Source organism: Shinella zoogloeoides (assembly GCF_022682305.1).
GTDB lineage: Bacteria > Pseudomonadota > Alphaproteobacteria > Rhizobiales > Rhizobiaceae > Shinella > Shinella zoogloeoides_B.
In genome coordinates this window covers 1,617,232-1,640,635 of record NZ_CP093528.1, presented here as the reverse complement: position 1 = coordinate 1,640,635, position 23,404 = coordinate 1,617,232, and the positions used below count along the sequence as shown (strand labels likewise).

23 protein-coding genes are annotated in these 23,404 nt (G+C 64.6%); 6 read left to right on the top strand and 17 right to left on the bottom strand.

Annotated elements, in window-relative coordinates:
* Window positions 1–37 precede the first annotated feature (37 nt).
* Window positions 38–1,297, bottom strand: coding sequence for a ferredoxin reductase family protein (locus tag MOE34_RS08480; protein WP_242222863.1), 1,260 nt, complete (start codon window positions 1,295–1,297; stop codon window positions 38–40).
* Between the two features lie 317 nt (window positions 1,298–1,614).
* On the opposite strand from MOE34_RS08480, the gene MOE34_RS08475 reads away from it, so the two are divergent.
* The gene (locus tag MOE34_RS08475) at window positions 1,615–2,235 is read left to right on the top strand and encodes a GntR family transcriptional regulator (RefSeq protein WP_242222861.1); all 621 of its coding nucleotides are present in this window, start codon (window positions 1,615–1,617) and stop codon (window positions 2,233–2,235) included.
* A gap of 60 nt (window positions 2,236–2,295) precedes the next feature.
* Here MOE34_RS08475 and MOE34_RS08470 read toward each other — a convergent pair whose 3' ends face one another.
* The 5 genes from MOE34_RS08470 to cysG form a co-directional block, all read right to left on the bottom strand.
* Window positions 2,296–3,108, bottom strand: a complete 813-nt coding sequence (locus MOE34_RS08470) for a ferredoxin--NADP reductase (RefSeq protein ID WP_242222858.1) — start codon at window positions 3,106–3,108, stop codon at window positions 2,296–2,298.
* 222 nt (window positions 3,109–3,330) lie between these two features.
* Window positions 3,331–3,822 carry a DUF934 domain-containing protein gene (locus MOE34_RS08465; protein ID WP_242222856.1) on the bottom strand — a complete coding sequence of 164 codons (492 nt, stop codon included), beginning with the start codon at window positions 3,820–3,822 and terminating at the stop codon, window positions 3,331–3,333.
* An 11-nt stretch (window positions 3,823–3,833) separates the two neighbouring features.
* Window positions 3,834–5,507, bottom strand: coding sequence for a nitrite/sulfite reductase (locus MOE34_RS08460; protein ID WP_242222855.1), 1,674 nt, complete (start codon window positions 5,505–5,507; stop codon window positions 3,834–3,836).
* Window positions 5,508–5,516: 9 nt separating this feature from the next.
* Window positions 5,517–5,831, bottom strand: coding sequence for a DUF2849 domain-containing protein (locus MOE34_RS08455; protein WP_242222853.1), 315 nt, complete (start codon window positions 5,829–5,831; stop codon window positions 5,517–5,519).
* Window position 5,832: 1 nt separating this feature from the next.
* Window positions 5,833–7,272 (bottom strand): siroheme synthase CysG, encoded by a 1,440-nt coding sequence (gene cysG / locus MOE34_RS08450; RefSeq protein WP_242222851.1) that lies wholly within the window; start codon window positions 7,270–7,272, stop codon window positions 5,833–5,835.
* A gap of 201 nt (window positions 7,273–7,473) precedes the next feature.
* On the opposite strand from cysG, the gene MOE34_RS08445 reads away from it, so the two are divergent.
* Together MOE34_RS08445 and mazG are read left to right on the top strand one after the other, a co-directional pair.
* Entirely contained in the window at window positions 7,474–8,061 is a 588-nt protein-coding gene (locus MOE34_RS08445) for a deaminase (RefSeq protein ID WP_242222849.1), read from the top strand.
* A gap of 8 nt (window positions 8,062–8,069) precedes the next feature.
* Window positions 8,070–8,906, top strand: a complete 837-nt coding sequence (gene mazG, locus MOE34_RS08440; protein WP_242222847.1) for a nucleoside triphosphate pyrophosphohydrolase — start codon at window positions 8,070–8,072, stop codon at window positions 8,904–8,906.
* Between the two features lie 105 nt (window positions 8,907–9,011).
* Here the strand turns inward: mazG and hflX are convergent, their stop codons facing one another.
* The 9 genes from hflX to dusB form a co-directional block, all read right to left on the bottom strand.
* On the bottom strand, window positions 9,012–10,337 hold the full coding sequence (hflX, locus tag MOE34_RS08435; protein WP_242222832.1) for a GTPase HflX: 1,326 nt from the start codon (window positions 10,335–10,337) through the stop codon (window positions 9,012–9,014).
* Window positions 10,338–10,414: 77 nt separating this feature from the next.
* Complete coding sequence (gene hfq, locus MOE34_RS08430) at window positions 10,415–10,657, bottom strand: RNA chaperone Hfq (protein ID WP_023514954.1); 243 nt, start codon at window positions 10,655–10,657, stop codon at window positions 10,415–10,417.
* A 96-nt stretch (window positions 10,658–10,753) separates the two neighbouring features.
* Window positions 10,754–11,617, bottom strand: coding sequence for a D-amino-acid transaminase (locus MOE34_RS08425; protein WP_242222830.1), 864 nt, complete (start codon window positions 11,615–11,617; stop codon window positions 10,754–10,756).
* A 7-nt stretch (window positions 11,618–11,624) separates the two neighbouring features.
* Window positions 11,625–13,001 carry a Trk system potassium transporter TrkA gene (gene trkA / locus MOE34_RS08420; protein WP_242222828.1) on the bottom strand — a complete coding sequence of 459 codons (1,377 nt, stop codon included), beginning with the start codon at window positions 12,999–13,001 and terminating at the stop codon, window positions 11,625–11,627.
* Window positions 13,002–13,031: 30 nt separating this feature from the next.
* Window positions 13,032–14,396: a sigma-54-dependent transcriptional regulator gene (locus tag MOE34_RS08415; protein ID WP_242222826.1), complete on the bottom strand. Its 1,365-nt coding sequence runs from the start codon at window positions 14,394–14,396 to the stop codon at window positions 13,032–13,034.
* On the bottom strand, window positions 14,386–16,656 hold the full coding sequence (locus MOE34_RS08410) for a sensor histidine kinase NtrY-like (RefSeq protein ID WP_242222824.1): 2,271 nt from the start codon (window positions 16,654–16,656) through the stop codon (window positions 14,386–14,388). Before MOE34_RS08410 ends, MOE34_RS08415 begins: the two co-directional genes overlap by 11 nt.
* A gap of 200 nt (window positions 16,657–16,856) precedes the next feature.
* The gene (gene ntrC, locus MOE34_RS08405) at window positions 16,857–18,311 is read right to left on the bottom strand and encodes a nitrogen regulation protein NR(I) (RefSeq protein ID WP_242222823.1); all 1,455 of its coding nucleotides are present in this window, start codon (window positions 18,309–18,311) and stop codon (window positions 16,857–16,859) included.
* Window positions 18,311–19,459 carry a two-component system sensor histidine kinase NtrB gene (locus MOE34_RS08400; RefSeq protein WP_242222821.1) on the bottom strand — a complete coding sequence of 383 codons (1,149 nt, stop codon included), beginning with the start codon at window positions 19,457–19,459 and terminating at the stop codon, window positions 18,311–18,313. Before MOE34_RS08400 ends, ntrC begins: the two co-directional genes overlap by 1 nt.
* Entirely contained in the window at window positions 19,456–20,481 is a 1,026-nt protein-coding gene (gene dusB / locus MOE34_RS08395) for a tRNA dihydrouridine synthase DusB (protein ID WP_242222820.1), read from the bottom strand. Before dusB ends, MOE34_RS08400 begins: the two co-directional genes overlap by 4 nt.
* Between dusB and MOE34_RS25425 the strand changes: the two genes are divergently transcribed.
* From MOE34_RS25425 to MOE34_RS08385, 3 genes are read left to right on the top strand one after another with little or no spacing between them, the layout of a single operon-like run.
* Entirely contained in the window at window positions 20,458–20,586 is a 129-nt protein-coding gene (locus MOE34_RS25425) for a hypothetical protein (protein WP_277955666.1), read from the top strand. The two genes, dusB and MOE34_RS25425, sit on opposite strands and share 24 nt — an antisense overlap.
* Before the next feature lie 41 nt (window positions 20,587–20,627).
* Window positions 20,628–21,839 carry a bifunctional 2-C-methyl-D-erythritol 4-phosphate cytidylyltransferase/2-C-methyl-D-erythritol 2,4-cyclodiphosphate synthase gene (locus tag MOE34_RS08390; RefSeq protein WP_242222817.1) on the top strand — a complete coding sequence of 404 codons (1,212 nt, stop codon included), beginning with the start codon at window positions 20,628–20,630 and terminating at the stop codon, window positions 21,837–21,839.
* On the top strand, window positions 21,836–22,333 hold the full coding sequence (locus MOE34_RS08385) for a CinA family protein (RefSeq protein ID WP_242222816.1): 498 nt from the start codon (window positions 21,836–21,838) through the stop codon (window positions 22,331–22,333). Before MOE34_RS08390 ends, MOE34_RS08385 begins: the two co-directional genes overlap by 4 nt.
* On the opposite strand, the gene MOE34_RS08380 is transcribed toward MOE34_RS08385, so the two are convergent.
* Both MOE34_RS08380 and MOE34_RS08375 read right to left on the bottom strand, forming a co-directional pair.
* Window positions 22,322–22,780, bottom strand: coding sequence for a type II toxin-antitoxin system RatA family toxin (locus tag MOE34_RS08380; protein WP_242222814.1), 459 nt, complete (start codon window positions 22,778–22,780; stop codon window positions 22,322–22,324). The two genes, MOE34_RS08385 and MOE34_RS08380, sit on opposite strands and share 12 nt — an antisense overlap.
* A 9-nt stretch (window positions 22,781–22,789) precedes the next feature.
* The gene (locus tag MOE34_RS08375; RefSeq protein ID WP_242222813.1) at window positions 22,790–23,350 is read right to left on the bottom strand and encodes an AAA family ATPase; all 561 of its coding nucleotides are present in this window, start codon (window positions 23,348–23,350) and stop codon (window positions 22,790–22,792) included.
* Between the last annotated feature and the right edge of the window lie 54 nt (window positions 23,351–23,404).

Below are 23,404 nucleotides of genomic sequence, written 5' to 3'. Positions count from 1 at the left end.
CTCGCTTCATGAGGCCGGCGGGCCGGCCGGAATTCTCTTACCGAAACTCGAAACGCTCGAACTCGACGCGCCGTGGCGTCTTGCCCAATTCCCTCAACCCCTTTTCGATGGCCATCCGCAACGGCGGCGGGCCACAGAACCAGAGGTCCGCCTCGGCGGGATTCATGCTGGTGCCGGCAACGAGCCGGGCGGCGTCGAGACGGCCGTCCGTCGACGAATTGTGCAGGATGAAGCTGAAATTGCCGAGTTTTTCGGCCTGCGTCCTGAATGTATCGAGACCGATGGCCTCGGCCCCGTCGCGCACGCAATAGACCATGTGGATATCCTGCCCCTCGTCGCCCTTCAGCCGCCCCGCCATCGCGAGGAACGGCGTGACGCCGATGCCGCCGGCGAGCCATATCTGCTTCTTGCCGCCGCGCCTGTGGTTGAAGTGGCCGTAGCCGCCCTCCAGCGTCAGCCCGTCCCCGACCGCGACCGCTTCGCGCAGGGCCTTCGTGTAATCGCCCAGCGGCTTGATGGCAAAGCGCACGGTCCCGTCGTCCTCGATGCCGGCGATGGTGAAGGGATGCGGCTCGCGAAGGCCGGACTTGTTTACCCGGAAGAAGCCGAACTGGCCGGGCAGCGCCCGCAGCTTGCGGCCTGTCGGCCGCGCCGTGATGATGGTCGCGCCATCGTGGCGCTCGACTTGCGCCACCGCGTATTTTCGCGTGCGCAGCCATGGCAGGAGCTGCGTGTAGGCATAGCTGACGATGCCGACGAGGGCGAAGGCGTTGAGATAGGTGGCCAGCAGCACCGTACCGTCATAGGGGCGCTTGATGAACATCTGGTGGAAGGCGACCATCACGAACAGCAGGCCGATGAAGCGGTGCGTGAAGCGCCAGTACTGGTAGGGAATCTGGAGGCGCGTCTTCGGAACGCCCTTCAGGAGGCTGAGGACGAGCAGGAGGACGAAGCCGCAGAAGGCCCATTCGCCCGCCGTCTTGGCGAGCTTGTTGAGATCGCCCGTCAGCGAAAGCCCTTGGAAGTCCGGTGTGACGAAATAGTGCACGAGGATAAGACAGAGCACCGCGATGCCGACCTTGCGGTGGAACTGGTAGATACGGTCGAGGCCGCCGAAGAGCCGTTCGATGAAGGGCGGACGCGTCGCCATGAACTGCGCGAGGCCCATGGCGACGAAAGCCATGGAGGAGGCCATCAGCGAAACGGTGGTGCCTGCATTGGTGTGGCTGACGGCCGGCACGGCCAGAAGGCCGGCGAAGACGATCAGAAGCGTCGCGATGATTGAACCCGCAGTCAATCCATGCCCCCACAAATGCAACTGAACGGTTCGACGTGGCGGGCATGCTGGCAAGGCCCATGACATTCGTCAACCGCAATCCTCCTATCGACGGGCCGGTGCACGGCTTTATTCGGGTCTTTCCAGGGCACGGGGGAAAACGCGCAGGAAGGCTTCATACGCAAGAGAAAATGTCCGTGGAAACGCACGCGGCGTCATCCCGCTCAATGCATGCGCCGCCGATCGCTTCTCATGCACCTCTCGCCCCTGATATATCAGTTGGCTTGCCATTCGTTTTGCGACATGCGACCATGTGATATATCAATCAGGATACCGGAATGACGGATACCGCGGCGTCGCAAGCCCACCTCGCCTATCTCGCCCTTGAAGGCCTCATCGTCACGCTCAAGCTGAAACCCGGCTCGCTGGTCACGGAAAAGCAGCTTATCGAGCTTGCCGGCCACGGCAGGACGCCGGTTCGCGAGGCGATCCAGAAGCTGGAATGGCAGGGATTGATCGCCGTACGTCCCCGCGCCGGGCTGCAGATCGCCGCGATCCGCCCCGACGACCACGCCGAGGTGATGGCAACGCGCCGGCAACTCGAGCCGCTGGCCGCCGACCTCGTCGCCCGCCATGCCGGCGACGAGCATCGCGACCGCCTCATCGCCTGCGCGCAGACGATGACCGCCTGCTCGATCCAGTCCGACATGGAAGGGTTTCTCGCGGCCGATAAGTCCTTCGACGAGATCATGGAGGAAGCCTGCCCCAACCGCTTCCTGACGGCGGCGCTCGCGCCGCTCCAGACGCATTCGCGCCGCCTCTGGTTCGCCCGCGCCGATCATCGGCACATGGACCGCTCGGTGGACCTGCACGTGAAGGTCATCCGCGCCATTCGCAATGGCGACGGCCCCGCCGCCGCATCCGCGATGAGCGACCTGCTGAACCACCTGTCCGACTGACCGGAAAAGCGCCCACAAAAAAGGCGCCCGGAGGCGCCTTTTCAAGGAATATCTGGCCGCTCAGTCGACGAAGGCGCGCTCGATGACGAATTCGCCGGGCTTGCTGTTGGCGCCCTCGGTGAGGCCCGCCTGCTCCAGCAGCGCCTTGGTTTCCTTCAACATCGCCGCGGAGCCGCAGATCATGCCGCGGTCGACCGCCGGGTCGAAATGCGGCACGCCGAGGTCGGCGAACATCTTGCCGTTGGTGATGAGGTCGGTGATGCGGCCCTGGAACGGGAAGTCCTCGCGGGTCACGGTCGCATAGTGGCGCAGCTTGTTGCCGACAACTTCCGACAGGAATTCGTGATTGCGGATCTCCTCCATGAGGTCGAAGCCGTATTTCAGCTCGGCGACCTCGCGGCAGGTATGCGTCAGGATGACCTCGTCGAATTTCTCATAGGTCTCCGGATCGCGGATGAGGCTCGCGAAGGGCGCGATGCCGGTGCCGGTGGAGAACATGTAGAGCCGCTTGCCGGGCGTCAGCGCATCGAGGACGAGCGTGCCGGTCGGCTTCTTGCGCATCAGCACGGTGTCGCCCACCTTGATCTGCTGGAGATGCGAGGTCAGCGGGCCATCCGGCACCTTGATCGAGAAGAATTCCAGTTCCTCGTCCCAGGAGGGGCTTGCGATGGAATAGGCGCGATAGACCGGCTTGTCTCCGACCATCAGGCCGATCATCGCGAATTCGCCCGAGCGGAAGCGGAAGCTTTCCGGGCGCGTCATGCGAAAGCGGAACAGACGATCCGTATAGTGCTGCACGCTCGTCACCGTCTCGGCAAAGACGCCGGCGGGGATGGCGGGAACGAATTCTTCGGTCTTGGCAGGTGCGTTCATTTCGGGATCGATCCTGGCTTGCGTCGGAAAAAATTGACGATAGGCAGATATTACATGTTGAGCGGCAAAGGAAGGTATACCGTTCCAATGCGCCGATTGGCCGCGCAATAGTTTGCCGCACGCTTCTTTTCGCGCAGAGCGTCGGCGTTGTCCTTGATCTTGCTCAAGACTATACCGCGATTGCGGCCATTCGCTGGCCGGGAGCGGAAAACGGGCCTGAAATCAGGCCCGCCGCCGCCAGCTATAGGAGCCGACATCCTGCGAGGGACGCGCGGTCGGCTGGTAGTGGTTGTCGATGCCCGGCAGGCGGCTTTCCGCTAGTCGCTTCAGCGCCGTTGCATTGCTCACGGCGAAACTGTCGACGCCACAGCGCAGCATCAGCGGGATCTGGTCGATCAGTACGTCGCCGACCGCCCTCACCTCACCCGTAAAGCCGAGCCGCGAACGCAGCAGCGAGGCATGACTGAAGGCCCGGCCGTCGTTGAAGGCCGGAAACGCGACCGCCACCAGCGCCAGCCGGTCGAGATGACCTTCCAGCCTGCGTACGTCATCAGCCGGGTTGATGAGCACGCCGAGGCCCGTCCCGTCCGTCTTCGCAAGAAAAGCGTCGAGGCCGAGGATGGCCTTCTCGTTCGAGCCGGCCTGCACCTCTTCGGTCTCGATGATCCACGGGTCGTCGGCCACGAAGCCGGATTCGTTCCAGATTTTCGTCATGACCGTTCTCCTCAGGCCGCTTCCGCCGTCTTGTCGCCATAGAGCGCATCCTTGAACGGCTGCGGCCCCACACGACGATAGGCGTCGAGGAAGATTTCGGACGGGTCTAGACGCAGGCCGAGATAAGTATCGACGATCACCTCGATGGCGTCCGTCACCTTCTCCGGCTCGAAGCCACGGCCGATTATCTCACCGATGGACGTGTTCTCGTCACCCGAGCCGCCAAGGGTGATCTGGTAAAGCTCCTCGCCCTTCTTCTCGACACCCAGAAGGCCGATATGGCCGACATGGTGGTGGCCGCAAGCATTGATGCAGCCGGAAATCTTGATCTTCAGTTCGCCGATCTCGGCCTGGCGCTCCGGCGCACCGAAGCGCGTGGAAATCTCCTGCGCGACCGGGATCGAGCGGGCGTTCGCAAGCGCACAGTAGTCCAGCCCCGGACAGGCGATGATATCGGTGATGAGGCCGGCATTGGCAGTCGCAAGCCCTGCCGCGACGAGGCCGCGATAGATCGGCTCCAGATCGGCCAGCGCCACATGCGGCAGGATGAGGTTCTGCTCATGGCTGACGCGGATCTCGTCGAAGGCATATTCCTCGGCAATGTCGGCAACGGCTTCCATCTGCGCGTCGGTCGCATCGCCCGGAATACCGCCGATCGGCTTCAGCGAGATCGTCACCATGCCGTAGTCGGGGTGCTTGTGCGGCTGCACGTTCTGGTGCACCCAGCGGGCGAAGTCCTCATCGGCCTTCTTCCACTGCGCAAGGCTCGCCCAGCCTTCGGCACGCGGCGCCAGTTCCGGCGGCGCGAAATAGGCGGAGATGGCGGCGACATCGCGCTCCGGCAGCTTCAGCTCGCTGTCCCTGAGGTCGGCGAACTCCACCTCCACCTGCCGCGCAAGCTCCTCTGCGCCCGTCTCATGCACGAGGATCTTGATGCGCGCCTTGTACTTGTTGTCGCGGCGGCCATGCAGGTTGTACACGCGCATGATGGCGGTCGTGTAGGACAGAAGGTCCTCTTCCGGCAGGAAGTCGCGGATCTTCTTGGCAATCATCGGCGTACGGCCCTGCCCGCCGCCGACATAGACGGCAAAGCCGATCTCGCCCTTCTCGTTCTTCTTCAGGTGCAGGCCGATATCGTGCACCTGGATGGCCGCGCGGTCGCGCTCCGCGCCGGTGACGGCGATCTTGAACTTGCGCGGCAGGAAGGAGAATTCCGGATGGACGGAAGACCACTGGCGCAGGATTTCCGCATAGGGCCGTGGATCGGCGACCTCGTCGGCCGCAGCCCCGGCGAAATGGTCGGCCGTCACGTTGCGGATGCAATTGCCCGAGGTCTGGAGCGCGTGCATCTCGACCGTTGCAAGTTCGGCCAACGCATCGGGCAGCTCGGAAAGCTTCGGCCAGTTGTACTGGATGTTCTGGCGCGTGGTGAAATGGCCATAGCCGCGGTCGTATTTGCGGGCGATATGGGCCAGCATGCGCATCTGGCGCGCATTCAGCGTGCCGTAGGGAATGGCGACGCGCAGCATATAGGCGTGAAGCTGGAGATAGACGCCGTTCATCAGGCGCAGCGGCTTGAAGGCATCCTCCGCCAGTTCGCCGGAAAGACGGCGGGTGACCTGGTCGCGGAACTGCTCAACGCGGCCGGAAACAAAGGCGTGATCGAATTCGTCGTAGCGGTACATGCAAAATCCTCAGGCCGGTGCGGCCGTCGCGGTCAGGCCGACATAGCCGGCGGCATAGGCAATGGTCGGGCCGAGCGCGCGGATGCGCTCGCGCATGCGCAGCGGGCGCAGCACGCCGTCGATTTCCTCTACATCGACGACGTTGACGTCAACCACCTTGTTATCGGCGAAGGCCTGCTTGCCGGTGGCTTCCAGCGCCTCGACGGCCTCCTTGTGGCGCGCGACGAAAGCCGCCTGGAGCGATTCGTTCCAGGTGCCGGCGGCATCCAGCCAGACGGAAATTCCGTCGGAAAGGCGGTTGGCTGTCAGAACCTTGTCGGCCATGTCATGCTCCCAGTGCTGCTGTGACGCGAACCGGCGCGCGGGCGGCGAGCGGTTCGGAATGTTCGAAATTGGCGCCGGCGACGGCTTCGCCGATGATCACCATGACCGGGCCGGAAAGCTCGTCGCGGTGCTCGAGGCCCGGAAGGTCCTTCAGCGTGCCGTGCAGCAGCCGCTTTTCGCGGCGGCTGGCATTTTCCACGACGGCAACGGTGGTTTCGGCAGGAAGACCGGCATCCATCAGCCGCGCGGCGACGGAGGCGGCGACCGTGCGCCCCATATAGACGGCGACCGTAGCGCCGGAAATCGCAAGCCGCGCCCAGTCCGGCAGCACGGCGCCCGTCAGGTCGTGGCCGGTGGTGAAGACGAGCGAGGAGGCGACGCCGCGCAGCGTCAGTGGCAGCTCGAAATCGGCAGCGGCGGCAAAGGCCGAGGTGATGCCGGGCACGACCTCGTAAGTGATGCCGGCCTGGCGGAGCGCGGCCATTTCCTCACCGGCGCGACCATAGACGAGCGGATCGCCGGATTTCAGGCGCACGACGCGCTTTCCCGACTTGCCGAGGTCGACGAGCAGATCGTTGATCTCTTCCTGCGACTTGGAATGGCAGCCCTTGCGCTTGCCGACGGACAGGCGCTCGGCATCGCGGCGGCCCATGTCGACGATGGCCTGCGGCACGAGCGCATCGAAGACGATAACGTCGGCTTCCATCATCACCCGCTGGGCGCGCAGCGTCAGCAGGTCCTCCGCGCCGGGACCGGCGCCGACGAGCCAGACATGACCGGCAGCCCTGCCCTGCGAATTCAGGAGCGTATTGGCGGAACGGCGAGCCAGTTCGATATCGCCGTTGTTGACGGCATCGGCGACCGCGCCCCGGAAGAAGCGACGCCAGAAGACGCGGCGGGTGACACCGCGCGGCAGGATGCGGTCGACCGCTTCGCGGTAGCCGTTGGCAAGGCTCGCGAGCCGGCCGAGCGACGGTGAAAGAACCTGGTCGACCTCGGCGCGGATCATCTGCGCAAGCACCGGGCCTGCGCCCTCCGTACCGATGGCGACGGCGACCGGCGCGCGATTAACCAGCGCCGGCGTGAAAAAATCGCAATGGTCAGGCTGGTCGACCGCATTGACGGGAATATGCAACTCCCGGGCAGTCGCGGCGATAGCGCGGTCGGCGGCCGCATCACCGGTTGCCGCGAAGACGAGCGTCGCGCCCGCGATGGCATCCTTCGAGAAGAGTACACGGACGAGATCGAGGCCCTTTTCCGCGATGAAGCGGGCGAAATCGGCTTCCGGCTCCTCAGCCAGAACGACGATCCGGGCATCCGTATTGAACAGCAGGCGCGCCTTGGCGAAGGCTTCGTCGCCCGCGCCGACGACAACGACCATCCTGCCGCTGACGCGGAAGAATGCCGGGAATGTCGTAAGCTTGTCTTGCGTTTCGGTCATGGCCTGGTCCGGTTAAAGTGTGCGCACTATCGCGAAAACCGGCAAGGAACAAAAGAAACAGAAATTCCAATGGCCTTGAAGGGGCGTATTGTTTTGCTCAGAGGTCCCGCATTTTGAGCATAAGTCACCGGCCGCCCTTGCCTGCCCGCCGCAGCGACCGCTAAGGATGCCTCATAGACTTCAGAACCCGGGACTTCCGCCATGAATCAGGCCGCCCTCGCCAAACGCCTCCTCGACGTCATCGAATTCGACATCCTGCCGCTGACGCGCGAGGGCGTCGCTGCCGGCAACAAGGTTTTTGGCGCGGCCGTCCTGCGCAAGTCGGACCTCTCGTTGGTATTGGCCGAGACGAACAACGAGACGGAAAATCCGCTCTGGCACGGCGAGGTGCACACACTGAAGCGCCTCTACGAGCGCATCGAGAAGCCGGACACAAAGGATTATATCTTCCTCTCCACGCACGAGCCTTGCTCCATGTGCCTTTCGGCCATCACCTGGGCCGGCTTCGACAATTTCTACTATTTCTTCAGCCACGAGGATTCGCGCGACAGCTTCGCCATCCCGCACGACCTGCGTATCCTGAAGGAAGTCTTCCGGCTCGATCCGGGCGGCTATGCCAAGACCAACGCCTTCTGGCACTCCGCCGCCATCGCCGATCTCATCGCCACGTCCGATGAGGCCGACAAGCCGGGGCTGCGCCGGCAGGACGCCGAAATCCGCGCGGCTTACGACGCCCTTTCGGACAGCTACCAGTCCGGCAAGGCCGGCAACAACATCCCGCTGAACTGAGAACCGCCATGCAGCCGAGCCGCGACATCGACCGCCTGATCGAAATCATGGCCGCCCTGCGCCAGCCGGAAACCGGCTGCCCGTGGGACATCGTGCAGACCTTCGAGACGATCAAGCCATACACGATCGAGGAAGCCTACGAGGTCGCGGACGCCATCGAGCGCAACGACATGGACGACCTTTGCGAGGAGCTGGGCGATCTTCTCCTGCAGGTCGTCTTCCATGCGCGCATGGCAGAGGAGCGGGGCGAATTCGATTTCGGCAATGTCGTGGAGGCCGTGACGCACAAGATGATCCGCCGCCACCCGCATGTCTTCGCCCGCTCGGATGCGGAAACGCCCGAGGCGGTGAAGCTGCAATGGGATGCGATCAAGCAGGCGGAAAAGCAGGAGCGCCGGGAGCGCCGTGCGAAGCGCGGCCTGCCGGAAGACCCGCTCCATCATCATCTTGGCTCCGTCCAGCGTTCTTTCCCGGCGCTCGTCGAGGCGCTGAAGCTTCAGGAACGCGCCGCCAAGGTCGGCTTCGACTGGTCGGAGCCCGCGCCGATCCTCGACAAGATCGAGGAGGAGATCGGCGAACTGCGCGAGGCGCTGCGTGACGGCAACCAGAAGGCCGTCGCAGACGAACTCGGCGACCTGATCTTCGCGCTCGTCAATATCGGGCGCCATGTCGGCGCGGACCCGGAAATGGCGCTGCGCGGCACGAACACCAAGTTCCGCAACCGATTCTCGCATATCGAGGACACGCTCGCAGCCAATGGCGAGAGCCTTGAAGAGGCGACGCTGGAGCGGATGGAAGAGCTGTGGCAGGCGGCAAAGGGGATCGAGCGGCAGTTGGCGAAGTAGGAGGGATTGCCCCTCATCCCGCTGCCGCGACCTTCTCCCCGCTTGCGGGGAGAAGGTCGCGGCAGCGGGATGAGGGGCCGTGCGCGAACAGGCCCACTGTCTCCCTCAGCGCTCCCAATCCTCACGCACCGGCTTCTGACCGATGCCGAGACGACGATCCAGTTCCGCCGCTTCCGTTTCCGTCAATCGCAGTTCCAGCCGCACATTGCCGTCTTCGAGGTCCTCGCGGGCATCGACGATCGAATGGTCGTATATCCACGGCAGAAGCTGCAACTGCATGACCGGCACGATGACATCGCGGTCCACCAGCACGCCGGAAAGCCGCCGGTTGATCTCGGCCAGCAACGCATCGACGCCCTCGCCCGAAATGGCGGAGACGGCCATCACGTTCGGCTGGGTCCCGGCCTTCTGCACCAGCGCCTCGCGCGCCTCCGGCTCCAGCCGGTCGATCTTGTTCCAGACTTCGAGGATGCGTTCCGCGCCGTCCTTCTCGTCGATGCCGAGATCGGCGAGGATGCGCAGCACGTCCGAGGACTGCGCGCCGTTATCCGGGTCGGACATGTCACGCACATGGAGGATCAGGTCCGCCTCCAGCACCTCTTCCAGCGTCGCGCGGAAGGCGGCGACGAGGTGGGTCGGCAGGTCGGAGATGAAGCCCACGGTATCGGAGAGGATGACCGTGCGGCCCTGCGGCAGCTTCATACGGCGCAGCGTCGGGTCGAGCGTGGCGAAGAGCATGTCCTCGGCCAGAACCCCTGCCCCGGTGATGCGGTTGAACAGCGTCGACTTGCCGGCATTGGTATAGCCGACGAGGGCGACGATGGGATGCGGCACCTTCTTGCGCTTGGAACGGTGAAGCTGGCGGGTGCGGCGCACCTGCTCCAGCTCGCGCTCCAGCTTGACGATCTTGTCCTGCAACAGGCGGCGGTCGGCTTCGATCTGCGTTTCGCCCGGGCCGCCCATGAAGCCCGCGCCGCCGCGCTGGCGTTCAAGGTGGGTCCAGCTCCGAACGAGACGGCCGCGCTGGTAATTGAGATGGGCAAGCTCGACCTGCAGCGTGCCTTCCTTGGTGGAGGCGCGGCGTCCGAAGATTTCGAGGATGAGGCCCGTGCGGTCGATGACCTTCGCAGCCCATTCCTTTTCCAGGTTGCGCTGCTGCACCGGCGTCAGCGGATGGTCTACGATGACGAGGCCGGCGTCGTGCGCGTCGAGCAGCGCCTTGATCTCCGCGATCTTGCCGGTGCCGAGCAGCGTGCCGGGCTTCGGCTGGCTGACAGTCACGATGGCCGATGCAGCAATCGTCAGGTCGATGGCGCGCGCGAGGCCGATGGCCTCTTCAAGACGCGCCTCGTCGGACCGGGGCGCGGGCGCCGCCGGATCGGGTTTTCCGCGCGCGGCCTTCAACACCGGCACGATGACGACGGCACGCATGTCGTCCCGGTGCTTTTCAGCGTCCGGAACGATGGAATCCTTGGCTATGTCGGATTTGCTAATGGTCTTGGGTCCTGTCAGGAGCCGCTTTCCTCGGTCTCGAACATCTGCAGCGGCTGGCCGGGCATGATGGTGGAGATCGCGTGCTTGTACACGAGCTGCGAATGACCGTCGCGACGGAGCAGCACGCAGAAATTGTCGAAGGAGGTGACAACCCCGGTCAGCTTGACCCCGTTGATGAGGAAGATCGTCAGGGAAATCTTCTGCTTGCGAACGGTATTAAGAAAAAGATCCTGCAGGTTCTGAGAACGTTCCGCCATGGCGCCGCTTCTTTCTGATTGCCGGCCCTTGAGACCGGTTGACTGAAAATAAATGTCCCCAGGCCCGGCTTGACAGCCGGACCGCCGATTTTGGTATCAAATCGCGGTCTTCTCCGCAACGGCGAAAAAAGCCTCCCGGATTTTCTGCGCGGTCATGCCGGGATGGCCGTTGGCGATGGTCTTGCCGTCGACGGAAACGACCGGGAGGCAGATCGTCGTCGCCCCAGTGACGAAAACCTCCCGGGCTTCCAGCATTTCCGCGACGGTAAAGCGCCGCTCCTCGACCTCGATGCCGAGTTTGGCGGCAACGTCCATCAATGTCGTGCGCGTGATGCCGCGCAGGATCGCATGGTCGGCGGGGCGCGTGACGAGCTTTCCGGCCTTGTCGACGATCCACAGGTTCGTCGCGCCGCCTTCCGTCACATGACCGTCCGCATCGACGAAAATCGCCTCCTGCGCGCCCGCTTCCTTCGCCTGCTGGCGCGCCAGCACGTTCGGCAGGAGGCCGACCGTCTTGATGTCCACCCTGCCCCAGCGGTTATCGGGCGCCGTTGCCGCCTTGATGCCGGCGGCGTATTTCGCGGCGTTCGCCGCCGGGTTGAGGGATTTCGCCGTGACGACGAGCGTGGGGCGCACGTCCGGCGAGGGAAAGACATGGTCGCGACGGGCGACACCGCGCGTCACCTGGCAGTAGACCATACCGTTGACGACGCGGTTGCGGCGCAGCACCTCGCGCATGACGGCGACCAGCGCGGCGCGCGGCATCGGCGAGCGCATGCGCAGTTCGCCCAGCGACCGGTCCAACCGATCGAGATGGCGCGTCAGGTCCACGATGAAGCCCTGCTGTATCTGGCAGACCTCGTAGACGCTATCCGCGAAGACGAAGCCGCGATCGTCGATATGCACCGCGGCATCCGCGTGGCGGACATATCGGCCGTTGACATAGGCGAAACGGGGCATGGCTTTCCTAGAAATACTGGATGCTGACGCGGAAGAGCTGCTCGACATGGCGCACGGCCCCGGCGGCGGCAAAGAGCACGACGCGGTCCTTCGCCTTGATCTTCGTGTTGCCGTCCGGGCGGATCACCGTCTGGTCGCGGTAGACCGCGCCGATACGGATGCCGGGCGGCAGCTCGATCTCGCGCAGCGGCTTGCCGACGAGCGGCGAGGTTTCCAGCGCCTCGGCCTCGATCACCTCGGCCGCCCCCTTCTGCACGGCGTAGACCGAGCGGATGCGGCCCTTGCGGACATGCTGGAGGATGCCGGAGATCGTGACGGCGCGCGGGTTGATATGCGCATCGATGCCGAGGGTCTTGGTGAAGTCCTCATAAGCCGGATCGTTGATCAGGACGAGGTTCTGCTTGCAGCCCAGCCGCCGCGCCATGACGCTGCCGAGAATGTTGATCTGGTCGTTGTTGGTCAGCGAAACGATGAGATCCGCATCCTGGATATCGGCCTGCATCAGCATCTTCTGATCGAGCGCCGAACCGTGCAGGACGACGGTGTTGCGCAGCTTGTCGGCAATGGCGACGGCGCGCTCGCGGTCGCTCTCGATGATCTTCAGCCGGGTCTTCGGCTGGTAGTCCTCGATGGCCTTGGCGACGAAGTAGCCGATATTGCCGCCGCCGGCGATGACGATGCGGGCCGCCTCCTGCTCCTCATGCCCGAAGAGCGCGAGCGTGCGCCGCACATGCCCCTTGTCGCAGACCACATAGGCAAGATCGCCGGAATGAAGCTGGTCGGAAGAACTCGGAACCGAGAGCTTTCCGTTGGAATAGATGCCGGTAACGGTGGCGTTGAGGTCCGGGAACAGTTCGCTGAGCTGCTTCAGCGGCGTCTCGACGACCGGGCAATCCTCCATGCACTCGATGGCGACCATGACGATGCGGTCGTCGGCAAAGCGCACGACATCCGTCGCGCCGGGGAAGGAGATGCGTCGGAGCACCATCTTGCCCACCTCCACCTCCGGCGAGATGGTCACGTCGATGGGCAGGTTCTCACGCGAGAAGAGGTCGGAATACTCCGGCGCCAGATAGTTCTGTGAGCGGATGCGGGCGATCTTGGTCGGAACGTTGAACAGCGAATGGGCGACCTGGCAGGCGACCATGTTGATCTCGTCGAACAGCGTCACTGCGATCAGCATGTCGGCCTGGTCCGCGCCGGCCTTCGCCAGCACCTCGGGATGCGCACCATGGCCGACGATACCGCTGACATCGAGCGTTTCCGTGATGGCGGCGATGAGCGAAGGCTGGTTGTCGATCACGGACACGTCGTTGCCCTCTTCGGACAAGCGCTCCGCGATGCCGTAACCGACGCGCCCGGCGCCGCAGATGATGACCTTCATATCGTCGAATCCCTCAAATCCCGGAGGGGCTTATACGCCAAGCGACTTCAGTTTGCGATGGAGCGCGGAGCGCTCCATACCGACGAATTCGGCCGTGCGGGAAATGTTGCCGCCGAAGCGGTTAATCTGGGCGATGAGGTAATCGCGCTCGAACATTTCGCGCGCCTCGCGTAACGGCAGGGTCATGATGTGCTGATCGCCCTGCGTGGAGATCTTCGGCAGCATGTCGCCGACTTCCGTCGGCAGCATGTCGGCGGTGATCGGCGTGTCAGGACCGTCGCTGCGTGCGAGGATCATCAGGCGCTCGATATTGTTGCGAAGCTGGCGGATGTTGCCAGGCCAGTCGTGCGCCTGCAGGACGGCCAGCGCATCGTCGCCGATCTTGCGCGAGCGGATGCCGGCCTGCTCGCTGACCTGCCGCATGAACATGTCGACGAGGAACGGGATGTCCTCGCGGCGTTCGGCAAGCGGCGGCACGCGCACAGGCACCACGGCGAGGCGATGGTAGAGGTCCTCGCGGAAGCCACCCTCGGCGATCAGGCTTTCCAGATTGTAGGCCGTGGAGGAGATGATGCGCACATCGACCTTCACCCGCTTGGAGCCGCCGACGCGCTCGAACTGCTGATCGACCAGCACGCGGAGAATCTTGTTCTGCGTCTCGCGCGGCATCTCGCCGATCTCGTCGAGATAGAGGATGCCGCCATGGGCCTCTTCCAGTGCGCCCGTCCGGCGTGGCTGGCCGGGCGTGCCCTCCGTGCCGAACAGCGCGATCTCCATGCGCTCCGGGGTGATCGCCGCCGCATTCAGCACGACGAACGGCCCGCCCGCGCGGCTGGACTTGCGGTGGATCATGCGCGCCACCAGTTCCTTGCCGGAGCCGGAGGGGCCGAGGATCATGATGCGACTGTTGGTCGGGGAGACCTTCTCGATGTTCTGGCGAAGCTGCGAGACGGCGACGGAGGTGCCGATCAGCTCGGCCGGATCGCCCGAGCGCTTCTTCAGTTCCGTCACCTCGCGGCGCAGCTTGGAATTTTCCAGCGCCCGCTCGGCGATCAGGATCAGCCGGTCGGCCTTGAAGGGCTTCTCGATGAAATCGTAGGCGCCGCGCCGGATCGCCGAAACGGCGGTCTCTATATTGCCGTGGCCGGAGATCATCACCACCGGGAGGTCCGGATGGCGGCTCTTGATCTCGTCGAGCAGCGCGAGGCCGTCGAGCTTGCTGCCCTGCATCCAGATGTCGAGGAAGACGAGGCGCGGCACGCGATCGCTGATGGCGGCGAGCGCACTGTCGCTGTCGAAGGCGGTGCGCGTTTCATGCCCCTCGTCGGAAAGGATGCCGGAGACGATCTCGCGGATGTCCTCCTCGTCGTCCACCACAAGAATATCAGAGGCCATGGCTCATTTCCTTGTTCTTCTTGTCCGCATCGGCGGCCACCGTTTCCTCATAGGGCAGGATCACGCGGATCATCGCCCCGTGGCCGTGATCGAAGTCCGCAGGCGCATCATGCAGCTCGAGCTGCCCGCCGTGGTCTTCGATGATCTTCTTGACGATTGCGAGGCCAAGACCCGTGCCCTTCTCGCGCATCGTCATATAGGGTTCGAGAATGCGATGCCGGTTCTCGGTCGGCAGGCCCTTGCCGTTGTCGATGACATCGACCACGAAGCGGCGTCCCGCATCGTCCGCCTCGGCGCGGACGAGAATCTTGCGCTCGTCACGCGAGGCTTCCGGCGGCAAAGCCTCGATGGCCTCCACCGCATTCTTGATGAGATTGCCGAAAGCCTGGCCGAGCATGCGCGCGTCGAACAGACCCGACAGCGCCACATCGCCCAGCTCCTTGCGGAAGACGACATGGGTATTGCCCATCTCGCGCAGGAACACGGCATCCTTGAGGATACTGCGCAGGTCGGAGCGCTCCTTGGTCGGCTTCGGCATGCGCGCGAAGGCCGAGAACTCGTCGACCATGCGGCCGATATCCTCGACCTGCCGCACGATGGTGTCCGTGCACTGGTCGAAGACCGCGCGGTCCTCCTGGTCGATCTGCTTGCCATAGCGGCGACGGATGCGTTCGGCGGAAAGCTGGATCGGCGTCAGCGGGTTCTTGATCTCGTGCGCGATACGGCGCGCCACATCCGCCCAGGCGGTCGAGCGCTGCGCGATGACGAGGTCGGTGATGTCGTCGATGGTGACGACATAGGATTCCTGCGCATCCTTCGCCTCCTCGCGCGTCACCTGCACGTTCAGCGTCCGCTCCTTGCCACCGTGCATGATGTTGATCTGCTTGCGGTGGTCGTTGCGGTAGCGCGTCGAACCTTCGGCGAGCACGGCGGCGATCTCCGGCGCGGCTTCCGCCAGCGGCATGCCGATGAGCGCGTTGACGTCGCGCCCGAGCAGGATTTCCGCAGAAAGGTTGGCGATGGTGATCCGCCCGTCCTCCTCCACGCCGATGACGGCGGCCGTCACGCCGGACAGCACGGCCTCGATGAAGCGGCGGCGATGGTCCACCTCGTCCTTGGCGTCGAGGATCTGGTCCTGCTGCGCGCGGATCTCGGCGATCATCTTGTTGAAGGTACGCGAGAGATTGCCGACGTCGCCATCCGCCACGCGGACCGGCACGCTGACGTCGAGATTGCCGGAAGCGACGCTGTCGGCCGCGCCGATGAGCTGGCGGATCGGCCGCACGATCCGGTCGGCGACCGCGATGGCGGTCCAGATGGCGGCGAGCAGCACGATCAGCGCGAAACCGAGATAGAGGACGCCGAAGGCGATCTGCAGCGGCGTGCGGCCGGCTTCCAGTGCGCGGTATTCCGCCGTGTTCTCCTCCATCATCCGCATGGAGCGCATGACTTCGGGGTCCACCGTGCGGACCGTGTAGAGGAAGGCGTTCGGGATGTTCTCGAGCTTGATGATGGCGCCGACAAGGTTTGTCGTGCCCGGCGGGATCAGCGTCGGCTGTCCGGCGGCCGATGCCCTGAGGGCATCCTCCGGAATCGGCGGCAACGGGCTCTCGGTCGGGATGTTGGCCTTCAGGATCGTGGAGCCGTCGGCACGCAGCAGGAAGGCGCCGAGCATGCCGCGCCCGCGCGCCTGCCGCGTCATCAGGTCGATGAAGCCGGTACGGTCAAGGCTGTAGAGCTGCCGGTTGCGCTCGAGGTCGTTGGCCATGGAGACCGTCTGGCCCTGCAGGTAGCTCGCGTTCTCCAGCACATAGGCCTGCGCGACGTTCAACGAGGAACTGACGATAGACTGGGTGCGGATGGAGAACCAGCGGTCGAGGCCGACATCGAGCGTGATGGAGGCGAAGATGGCGACGAGCACCGCCGGCGTGATGGCGACGATGGAGAACAGCGCCACGATGCGCACATGCAGGCGGGCAGCAGCGCGGCCGCGACTGCGCGCGCGCAGCAGGCGCAGGATCTCGCGGCCGATCAGGAACATCAGGCCGACGACGAAGAGCGCATTGATCGTCGCCGAAGCGATGACGACATTGGGTTCGGGCTTGATCGGTGTCAGGCCGAGCAGGATGAACAGCGAAATCGTTGCGGCAACCAGCGCGCCGCCGGCCAGCATGAGGCCCGGCAGGGCAAAGGAGGCGCGACGATCGGAAACCGCGCTGCCACCCTGTTCATTCGAAAGCAGGCTATCGCCTTCCGTCATCTGCGGCTTCGCTTCCCCGGCCGTATGCCTTTCGGCGTCGGCATTATCTCTTGTTGTCCGGGATGGCGCCGGCTGAGAGAACCGGCCGCATCCGCCTCCATGGTCCTGACGGCCGGAAGAACGGACTTATTCGGCCGCCACCCCTCTGTTACCCTCAAGCAACAGATTGTGGCTAAAATGCAACGCCCCCTGCCGCAAAGTCAAGCAGAGCGGGAACTTCTGTACACAGACACGCCAAGCTCGCGAATTTTCTTGCGCAGCGTATTGCGGTTGAGGCCGAGCAAGTCGGCCGCCTTGATCTGGTTGCCGCGCGTGGCGGTCAGGGCGGCGAGAATCAGCGGATACTCCATCTCGGCGAGCACGCGGTCGTAGAGGCCCGCAGGCGGAAGGCTGTCGCCGAAGCTCGCGAAATACTGGCGCATGTTCTCCTCGACGGCCTGCGAGATGGACAGCGAACCACTGCGCGTCACGGTCTTTTCGATGGGGCTGTCGGGGATATCGGCGCGAAGCTCCGCCTCGATGATCTCACGGGTGATGACATCCTGCGGATAAAGCGCAGTCAGGCGGCGCACGACGTTTTCCAGTTCGCGCACATTGCCCGGCCAGGGGTGCGCCTTCATCAGCTCCAGCGCCTCCTGGTCGAAGCGCTTGGCGTCCAGCCCTTCCTTCTCCGCCTGCTGCACGAAATGGCGCACAAGATCGGGAATGTCCTCCGCCCGATCGCGCAGCGGCGGCAGGCGCAGCGGCACGACGTTCAGGCGGTAATAGAGGTCCTCACGGAAGAGGCCCTGGTTGATCGATTGCTTCAAGTCCTTGTTGGTCGCCGCGACGATGCGCACATCCGTGCGGATGGGCGTGCGCCCGCCCACGGTGGTGTATTCGCCCTGCTGGAGCACGCGCAGAAGCCGGGTCTGCGCGTCCATCGGCATGTCGCCGATCTCGTCGAGGAAGAGCGTACCGCCCTCGGCCTGCTCGAAGCGACCGGTCGAGCGGTTCTGCGCACCGGTGAAGGCGCCCTTCTCGTGGCCGAAAAGTTCCGATTCGATGAGGTCGCGCGGGATCGCCGCCATGTTGATCGCCACGAAGGGGCCGTTGCGGCGCTTGCCGTAGTCATGCAGCGCGCGGGCGACGAGTTCCTTGCCGGTGCCCGATTCGCCGGTGATCATCAGCGTCAGGTCCGTCTGCATCAGGCGGGCGAGCACGCGGTAGATTTCCTGCATCGCCGCCGAGCGGCCGACGAGCGGCATGCCGTCCTGCGTGTCGTCGTCGAAATGCGCGGGCTTGCGCTTCGGCTCGGACAAGGCTCGACCGATGATAGCGATCAATTCCGTGAGGTCGAAGGGTTTGGGCAGATAGTCGTAGGCGCCCTTCTCCGAGGCCTTGATCGCCGTCATGAAGGTGTTCTGCGCGCTCATGACGAGCACCGGCAGGTCAGGCCGGGCCTTCTTGATGCGCGGCAGGAGGTCGAAGGCGTTCTCGTCGGGCATGACCACGTCGGTCACGACGATGTCGCCCTCGCCGGCGGCGATCCAGCGCCACAGGGTCGCCGCGTTGGAGGTGATCCGCACGTCGTATCCCGCGCGGCTCAAGGCCTGGTTGAGCACCGTGCGGATCGCGGCATCGTCATCGGCAACGAGGACTGTGGCGCCTGTCATCAATCATGTCCTTTGATCTTGGAAATGTCGTCGTCTTCGCTGACGCCGCGGGAGGCCGGCATCAGCACGCGGAAGGTGGTCCGCGATCCCTGGCTGTCGCATTCCACGATGCCGCCATGGCCGCCGATGATCTTGGCGACCAGCGCGAGGCCGAGGCCGGAGCCATTGGTCTTCGTGGTGATGAAGGGATCGAAGAGATGGGGAAGCAGATCGCCCGGCACGCCGGGGCCGTTGTCGTGCACGCAGAATTCCAGCGGCAGCGATATCTTCTCACGCGTTCCGGCGACCGAGAGGCGGATGCCGGGACGGTAGGCCGTCGTGAGCTGGATCTCGCCGTCCGGCCGGTCGCCGATGGCCTCAGAGGCGTTCTTGATGAGGTTGAGGAAGACCTGCACGAGCTGGTCACGATTGGCATAGACCGGCGGCAGCGACGGGTCGTAAAGCTCGGTAATCCTGATCTTGCGTCCGAAGCCGGCCTTGGCCACAGCCTTCACATGGTCGAGCACGGCATGGATGTTGATCGGCACACGATCGACCGGCCGCTCGTCGGAGAACACCTCCATGCGATCGACCAGCGAAACGATACGGTCCGTCTCGTCGCAGATGAGGCGCGTCAGCGCCCGGTCCTCGTCGATGACGGAGGTTTCCAGAAGCTGCGCCGCACCGCGAATGCCGGAGAGCGGGTTCTTGATCTCGTGCGCCAGCATGGAAGCAAGGCCCGTCACGGAACGCGCGGCCGTGCGATGGGTCAATTGCCGATCGATCTTGTCCGCCATCGAACGTTCCTGGATGACGACCACCACCGATCCCGGCTCCGTCGTCGCCGGCGCGACATAGATATCGACAAGCTTTTCCGCGCCGAGCCGCGGCGAACTTAGATCGACGCGGTATTCGTTGACCGGCGCCCGGCGCTCGCGCACCTGATCGATCAGCGTCAGGAGCGGGCTGCCGAAGGGAATGAAGGTCGAGACCTTGTGGCGCGCGAGATGGCTGGCGCTCGCGCCGAAGAAGGATTCCGCCTCCCAGTTGGCGAAGGCGATCAGCCCGTCGGCATCGACGAGGATCACGGGGTTCTGGATGGCGTTGAGCACGGCAAGCGCCAGTTCCGGGGCCTTGGCCGCATTCGGGTCAGCCGGCTTTCCGGTCATGCCGCGTCTCCCAGGGTCTGCGCCGCGCCGCCCAGCAGGGCCTCCGCCAGCCGGCCGGCGACGAAATCGGTGTCGCGCGCCGTCATGATCTCGGCCTTGGCAGGTCCCGTCAGGGCCGGCGCGAAGCGCTCCAGATACCAGCCGACATGTTTTCGCGCATGGCGAAGGCCACCTTCGACGCCGTAGAAATCAAGCATCATGCGATAGTGCTCCACGGCAAGCGCCGCGACCTCTTCCGGCGAGGGATGCGCGCAAGCGCCGGCGAGAACAGCCGGATGCCAGGGGCGGCCCTGCGCCGAACGGCCGACCATCACGGCGTCGGCGCCCGAACGGCGCAGGATTTCCAGCGCGTCCGCGGCCGTATCGACATCGCCATTGGCGACGAGCGGGATGGAGAGCACATCACGCACCGCGCGGATCGCGTCCCAATCGGCTCTACCCTCGTAGAATTGCATGCGGGTGCGCCCGTGCACGGTGATCATCGCCGCGCCCGCCGCCTCGGCGCGCGAGGCGATATGCGGGGCATTCAGCGAATCATGATCCCAGCCGAGCCGCATCTTCACCGTCACCGGCACCTTCACGGCCTTGACGGTCGCCTCGATCAGGCCGAGCGCGTGGTCCGGATCGCGCATCAGGGCGGAGCCGGAATAGCCGCCGATCACCTTCTTGGCCGGGCAGCCCATATTGATATCGACGATATCGGCGCCCTCGCCTTCGGCGATCCGCGCCGCTTCCGCCATCCAGTGCGCCTCGCGGCCGGCAAGCTGCACCATATGCGGCTGGATGCCGCAATTGCGGATGCGCGACCAGCTTTCGCGGGCGTTCAGCGCCAGTTCCCGGCTCGCCACCATCTCCGTCACGACGAGGCCGGCGCCAAAACGCCAGGCGAGATCGCGGAACGGCAGGTCCGTAACGCCGGACATCGGCGCCAGAACCACGCGGTTGCGCAGGGTCTGGTTGCCTATCGCCAGCGGCGCTGAGAGATCGGGGGTCGCCAAATGCTCATCTTTCAAGCAGATCATTTCCGTGCACTATTTTTAGACATTGTTGTCGTTCTTGCCAAGCCGCAATCCTGCGATCCGGCATTTTTCCGTGAAGCGCTGGAATTGCACCGCCCTTCCGGCTAAACCACCTCAAAACGCTTTGAAACGGGAGGCGATGGACCGAAATGCAGGCGGAAAACGCGTTTTCCTGCGGTGTTGTGATCGTTGCCGCCGGTCGGGGCGAACGGGCCGGCAGCCATGCCGAAGGCCCAAAACAGTACCGCCGCATCGGCGGAAGGCCGGTCATCTCCCATACGCTGGACCTCTTCGTCAATTGGCCGCACGCCCGGCGTATCGTCGTGGTGATACACCCCGATGACGAAGCGCTGTTCGAGACCGCCCGCGCCGCCGCCCTGCCCGCCGGCGACCGCCTCACCGTCGTTCACGGCGGTCCGACACGCCAGCAATCCGTCCTCGCAGGCCTCGAATTGCTGGCCGCGGACGCCGTCAGCCATGTCCTCATCCAGGATGCCGTGCGCCCCTTCGTCGAGCCGGCCATCCTTGAGCGCACGCTGACCGCCTTCCAGCACGGCGCGCGCGCCGTCCTGCCGGCCATCGCCGTCGCGGATACGCTGAAACGGGCCGACGCCAACGGCAATGTCGCCGAAACCGTCTCCCGCTCCGGCCTCTTCGCCGCGCAGACGCCGCAGTCTTTCCACTTCCCGACCATTCTGGAAGCCCATCGCCGAGCCGCGGCTTCCGGCCGCGCGGATTTCACCGACGACGCCTCGATTGCCGAATGGGCCGGCGTGCGCGTGCACCTCGTCGAAGGCGGCGCCGGTAACGTCAAGCTTACGCTGCAGAAGGATATCGCCATGGCCGACCAGCGCCTTTCCCACGGATTGCCCGATGTGCGCACCGGCAACGGCTACGACGTGCACCAGCTCGTCGAGGGCGACGGCGTGACGCTGTGCGGCCTCTTCATCCCGCATGACCAGAAACTGTCCGGTCATTCCGATGCGGACGTGGCGCTGCACGCCCTGACGGACGCCCTGCTCGCCACCTGCGGCGCGGGCGATATCGGCGATCATTTCCCGCCGTCCGATCCGCAATGGAAGGGCGCCGCTTCGCGCATCTTTCTCGAGCATGCCGCCGGCATCGTGCGCGCCAGGGGCGGCACGATCATGAACGCCGACGTCTCGCTGATCGCCGAAGCGCCGAAGGTCGGGCCGCACCGCGATGCGATGCGCCAGAACCTTGCCGATTTCCTCGGCATTTCCATCGACCGCTGCTCGGTGAAGGCGACGACGAATGAGAAGATCGGTTTCATCGGCCGGCGCGAGGGCATCGCCGCCATCGCCACCGCAACCGTCGTCTACAGGGGAACCGACGCATGAGCATCTGGCCCGACGATATCGAGGATGCCGCCCGCCGCATCGTCGCGGATTTCACCGAGCGCAAGCTGATGATCGCCACCGCCGAATCCTGCACCGCAGGGCTGATCGCTGGCGTCATTACCGAGATCGCCGGCTCCTCGTTGGTCTTCGACCGGGGCTTCGTCACCTATTCCAACGAGGCCAAGCGGGAAATGATCGGCGTTGCCAATGCGACGCTGAAGGCTCATGGCGCCGTCTCCCGTGAGGTCGCCCTGGAGATGGCGGAAGGCGCCATCGGAAATTCCGGCGCCAACGTTTCCGTCGCCGTGACCGGCATTGCCGGCCCGGGCGGTGGCTCGGAGGAAAAGCCTGTCGGCCTCGTCCATCTCGCCGCCCGCAAAGACGGCAAGAGCATTCACCGCGAAATGCGTTACGGCGATATCGGCCGCAGCGCCGTGCGATTGGCTACCGTGCGCACCGCGCTGGAAATGCTGGTGGAGATATCAGCTGATTGAGCCGCCGTAGATCGCCGACGCACGCTTTTCGAAGGCCTCGGTGAACATGCGGAAGGCGCGGTCGAACATCGACCCCATCAGCGCGCCGAGAATGCGGCTCTTGAACTCGTAGTCGATGAAGAAATGCACCGAACAGCCGCCGTCCGCTGTCGGCTCGAAGCGCCAGCGATTGTCGAGGTAGCGGAACGGCCCGTCGATATATTTCACGTCGATGGCCCGTTCGGCGCGGTTCAGCAGGACCTGCGTCGTAAACGTTTCGCGGATGGCCTTGTAGCCGACCGTCATGTCCGCGATCAGCAGTTCCTTGCCGTCGCGCTCCTTGCGCGAGCGGATCGCGAGCCCCTCGCAGAGCGGCAGGAATTCCGGGTAGCGCTCGACATCGGCGACGAGATCGAACATCTGGTCTGGCGTGTGGGGAACGGGCCTGCGGGTTTCGAACTGGGGCATGGCCGAGAGCTAATGAACCGCGGCAAGTCTTGCAAGTAGCCGGTCGTTCTCCCGCCGCGATTTCAACACGCAAACCGGCACGTCGGGTCCAAATGCCGCAAGATTTTCCGCAATCTCGGGGCTTTCCGTCTTTTCGAAATTCCAGACATAGGCGAGGAATTCGCGGTCTATCTTCTCCGGGCAATCATCCGCCATTTCCGGCCGCGAGCGCCCGCGATAGCGCAGCCAGCGCGATACGACGCCGTAGAGCGACATATAGCGCGGCGGACGAAGCCAGAGCACGAGATGGGCGCGAGGCAGGCGCAGCGGCAGGGTGCCGGGGCTGGTGCCGTCGATGATCCAGCGTTCGCCGGCAACGACCGCCTCAAGACGCGCCAGAGCCTCGGCGCGCGGCCGCGACTGCCAGCCCGGCAGCCAGAAGATTTCGCGGTCCATTGAAACGTAAGGCAGGCCGATCCGTCCGGCGAGCTTGCGCGCCAGGGTACTCTTGCCGCTGCCCGAGCAGCCGATGACCAGCACGCGCTCGGCCGTTTTCAAGCGCCCCGCCGCTTCCTCCATCGTGATAGTCATCGCCGCCTCCGAAACGAAAAACCCCGCCGTCCTGCAGGACGGCGGGGCTTAAAG